1 protein-coding gene and 1 pseudogene are annotated in these 1,756 nt (G+C 75.7%); both read right to left on the bottom strand.

What is annotated here, in order from left to right:
* Positions 1-190: 190 nt before the first annotated feature.
* Positions 191-522: pseudogene (locus RIN80_RS25425) on the bottom strand (hypothetical protein); the annotation flags it as partial.
* Positions 523-662: 140 nt separating this feature from the next.
* Complete coding sequence (locus RIN80_RS25420; RefSeq protein WP_309097982.1) at positions 663-1,601, bottom strand: M56 family metallopeptidase; 939 nt, start codon at positions 1,599-1,601, stop codon at positions 663-665.
* Positions 1,602-1,756: the final 155 nt, after the last annotated feature.

Below are 1,756 nucleotides of genomic sequence, written 5' to 3'. Positions count from 1 at the left end.
GCTTCGGAATCCGTCGTCGCCGTGGCCAGGCCGCCCGGGCCTCCGTTGAGGCTCCGTGCCGGGTCAGGGCCAGGACGGCGGCCTTGCGGACGTCGGTGTTGGAGTCCGCCAGGACCATGGCGAGCGCGTGGACGGCCACGTCGGGGTCGGCGACGGACAGCGCCGTCGCGGCACCGGCCCGCACCTGCCAGGCCGACTCCGACAGAGCGGCGACGGCGCGTGCGGCGGCGCCGCGCGGGGCCTCCAGCACGGCGGCGGAGTGGGTGTCCGCGCTGACCGCCTCCAGGGTGATCTCGGCGTGGCGGAGGCACCGTCCGGTGACGGCTTCCAGCAGGCGGAAGACGTCGGTGTTCTCCGGGGGCAGGACGCCCTCGGCGAAGTAGCCGGTGAGCAGCTGCCGGCGGAGCAGGTCGGCCAGTTGTTGGGCCCGGTCGGCGCGCAGCCGGCGCGCCGTGCTCGGTGGGCGGTGACGGTGGTCGAGGCGCCTTGTCCGGCGTCGTCTCGGATGCGGTCGGTCGGCATGGATCGCATCCCTATCCGATAGGGAAAGTGGTGTTGCGGGAATGCTGCGCCACCGGGAGGGTGACCCGTTCCGCGCTTGACCTGGGTGTTCGTGGTGCCGAAGGGCAGATCCGCCACCGGCCCCCGCCGGGCCGGTGTGGCTACGACAGCGCCGTCAGACCCGGGGCGAAGGCGATCAGCAGGGGCAGCAGCGGGACGAGCGCGGCCGTGGTGGTCGTCAGGGCGCGGTGCCTGCGGCCGAGCCGCGGCGGCGGTTCGAGGAGCCGGTCGACCCGCTCGCCCAGCAGCCGGTGGCTGGAGGCGCAGGACAGCACGCCGCGGTGCTGGTTGAGCTCGATCAGGGCCAGGGCGGTGGTCAGGTGGCCGCAGCGGCGGGAGGCGGTGTCGTCGGCGGCCAGCTCGACCAGGCGGTGGGTCTGGTCGCAGAAGTGGGCGAACAGCGGGACGCGGGGGAAGCCGGTGGCCAGGGCGGTGGACAGGTGCAGCAGCCAGTCGTGGCGGGCCCGGGCGTGGCCGCGCTCGTGGGTGAGGACGGCGTCCAGCTGGTGGCCGGTCAGGCGGTGCAGGGCGCCCGTGGTGACGATCAGCTGGGGCGGGCTGCCGGGCATCCACCACGCGTCGGGGTACTCGTCCTCCAGGACCAGCAGGGGCCCCTTGGCGGCGGGCAGGCCGGCCGGCAGGTCGGGGGCCCGCTCGCGCAGATGGGCGCGGGCCTGGGCGCGGCGCCTGCGCGCCTCGACGATCTCCCGCGCGAGCATCGCGGTCGTCCAGGCCGCGCCGCAGGCCAGCAGCACGGTCAGGGCGGCGGCCCAGGGCGGCGCGGTGGACAGGTCGTACGCGGCGGTCACGGCCGGCGGCGCCGGGGCGAACAACTGCGCGCGGACCGTGCCGAAAACGGCGGCGGCGCCCAGCGCGAGAGCCGTCACGCAGCACAGCAGGACGGTGGCGACCAGGCACTGCCACACCCACAGCGCGACCACCGGTTCCCGCTCCGGCCACGAGGCCCGGGTCAGCACCCGGGGGACGGGGACGGCGGCCGTCACGGCGACAACGCTCAGCAGGAGCAGGCAGACGGTCATGGCCACGGGCTCCGGTTCCTGGTCGGAAAAGGGGCGGCTACGGGTCGTGCTGGGGAGGGCGGCCGCCGTACGCACGGGTGCTGCGGCTGTGGTGCGCACCCGTGCCGTCGGCACCGTGCGCGCCGGTGCCCCGGTCACCGTGAGCAGTGGCGACC

Origin of the sequence: Streptomyces sp., assembly GCF_031181705.1 — a bacterium.
Lineage (GTDB): Bacteria > Actinomycetota > Actinomycetes > Streptomycetales > Streptomycetaceae > Streptomyces.
The sequence above is the reverse complement of the archived record's forward strand: the minus strand, read 5'-3'. Positions and strand labels throughout refer to the sequence as shown.